The following is a 2,310-nucleotide window of genomic DNA, read 5'->3' as shown; positions in this document are numbered from 1 at the left end:
TTATAATATTAAATTTAATAGGGCTTCTTTACCCATCTGCATTTAACTAAAGCGAAATTGTAAACCTAAAATAACATTATCCTTTCTTATAATTCTACAGAAAGAAAAGTGTATTTTTTACAAAATGTATGTGATGTCACGAATAATTAAAAAGTTATTCAATAAAAAAGCTAACTGCCGCATTTAAACATATTGAAAGTAACTAATTTAGTTATATATCAATCAACCACGTCCAGCTTGGAAAGATGGATATAGCGACATACCACCATCAGCAAACAGTGTAATACCTGTTACATAGCTCGCTTGTGAAGAAGCAAGCCATGCTGCTACCGCTGCAATTTCTTTCGGTTCTCCGATATATCCCATAGGAACCATACTTTCAACATCGGCACGTTTTTCTGGATCCGCAAATTTTTCAGCATTAATCGGCGTATTCATAGCACCAGGCCCAATATTATTTACACGGATTCCTTTTGGTGCATATTCTAGTGCTAATGTTTCTGTCATTAGCTTAACGCCACCTTTACTTGCTGCATAGTGTACAAATAATGGCCATGGAATTTGCTCGTGAACGCTTGACATATTAATAACACTACCTTTAATATCATGCTCAACAAAATATTTAATTGCTTCCCGGCTCCCTAAGAAAGCCCCTGTTAAATTCGTAGCAATTACCTTATTCCAATCACTTAATGGCATTTCATATGAAGGTACTGAATTTTCAATACCCGCATTATTAATCATGACATCCAGTGTACCAAATTCTTTCACAGCAGATTTAACGAGATTGATAACATCTGATTCAATTGTTACATCTCCTTTTACCGCAATCGCTTCTCCACCTGCTTGTTTAACTACTTGTACTACCTCATTTGCTTCTGATTCGTTTGAATAATAATTAATTACAACTTTGGCTTGTTCTTCTCCAAAACGAATTGCCATCGCTCTTCCTAATCCTGTGGATGCACCCGTAATAACAACAACTTTCCCTTTTAAATCTGTATACATAATTTTTTCCTCCTTTTTATCCTTTAGCAATTCCTAACATAATGCCAGCTGCAATAATGAAGATAATTCCAATGACAATCGCAATAAATTGTCGTTTTGTTTTCTTTTCACCTAATATAAAAATTCCACCTAAAGTTGAGATCACGATCCCCATTTGGGAAAGGGAAAAGCTTGTTGCCACCCCTACACGCGGCTGGGAAATAAATAAAAACATATTTCCTGCTGCCCAAATTAAACCAGGAATAATATTGCGAATCGCATATTTATTAAATGGTTGATGCTTAAAGGTTAGTAGAATTCCACCTACCACCATACCAATGGCTTGTGGTAATAACGCTGACCATCCGTCTATACCGAATAGGCGGATAATTACCACATATACTAAGTAACCAAGAGTTGAAATTAATAACATCACAATCCCTTTTTTGAAATTTCCTTTTTGTTCATCGTTTTTCTCCTCTTTGCTTTGGAGAGATGTGAGAACGATTCCGATTATGATACAAAGAAGTGCCAGAACACCTAATACAACAGATGTTGTTGTTGACCATTCATGAAATACAATGACCCCAAATAAAGTAGTCGAAACTAATTGCATCCCTGTTGAAATAGGCATTGTTTTAGAAACCCCAATTAAATCAATACTTTTCAATTGATTGGCTTGTCCTAATGCCCAAAATAGGCCAGATATAATCCCGACAATTATCATCACGGGCGTCAAAACGGGTTTTATAAAAATATAAACACCGATAGAAAAAACTAGAGCGCCAAGGGTAGTTCCAAGTATTTGACTGTAAGGACCGCCTCCTAGTTTAACGTTGAAGAGTACAATACTTCCCCAAAATAATGCTGGTAAAATCGCTAATAAAATATCCATTTTTTCTAACCTTCCTAAAACATATTTATTAAGTTGAATGCTTGTACGAGATAGTATCTTTGTGTCGAGGGAATTATTTTAGAATAAGAGAAATTTTTCGTTTTTCTACCCGTAATATTTGTTTACCCAAAATAAAAGAAAAATAACATCATGTTGAAAAAGAAAATAACTAGCACGAAATAAAAAAAGTTATTAGAAAGAATATGACCAATACAATTTCAAGTTTTGAAAATAGGAATAATGGAGAAAAACTTGATGCAAAATTAAGCTATGTTATACAAAAACAAAGCATTATGTTTATACATGAGAAAAAGAAATAATATCGTAAAATCTTTAATTCCGTATATAAAATTAAAAAGAAGTATGATATGATGAAAGTAACAAAATACTTCTAAAACTATCTTGCAAAAGGACACACCTACGCATAC

2 protein-coding genes are annotated in these 2,310 nt (G+C 33.8%); both read right to left on the bottom strand.

From position 1 onward, the window contains the following. Positions 1-222 precede the first annotated feature (222 nt). Positions 223-1,008 carry a glucose 1-dehydrogenase gene (gene gdh / locus ABWK52_RS18780; protein WP_098542438.1) on the bottom strand — a complete coding sequence of 262 codons (786 nt, stop codon included), beginning with the start codon at positions 1,006-1,008 and terminating at the stop codon, positions 223-225. 16 nt (positions 1,009-1,024) lie between these two features. Continuing rightward, positions 1,025-1,882 carry a RhaT/GlcU family sugar-proton symporter gene (locus tag ABWK52_RS18775; protein WP_098542437.1) on the bottom strand — a complete coding sequence of 286 codons (858 nt, stop codon included), beginning with the start codon at positions 1,880-1,882 and terminating at the stop codon, positions 1,025-1,027. Positions 1,883-2,310: the final 428 nt, after the last annotated feature.

The organism is Bacillus sp. AP50, assembly GCF_040492675.1.
Taxonomy (GTDB): domain Bacteria; phylum Bacillota; class Bacilli; order Bacillales; family Bacillaceae_G; genus Bacillus_A; species Bacillus_A cereus.
This window is presented reverse-complemented; position numbering and strand designations above follow the sequence as displayed.

Excerpts from the sequence above, each read along its gene's own strand:
- gdh (WP_098542438.1), bottom strand. The coding sequence starts at position 1,008 with ATGTATACAGATTTAAAAGGGAAAGTTGTTGTTATTACGGGTGCATCC.
- ABWK52_RS18775 (WP_098542437.1), bottom strand. The coding sequence starts at position 1,882 with ATGGATATTTTATTAGCGATTTTACCAGCATTATTTTGGGGAAGTATT.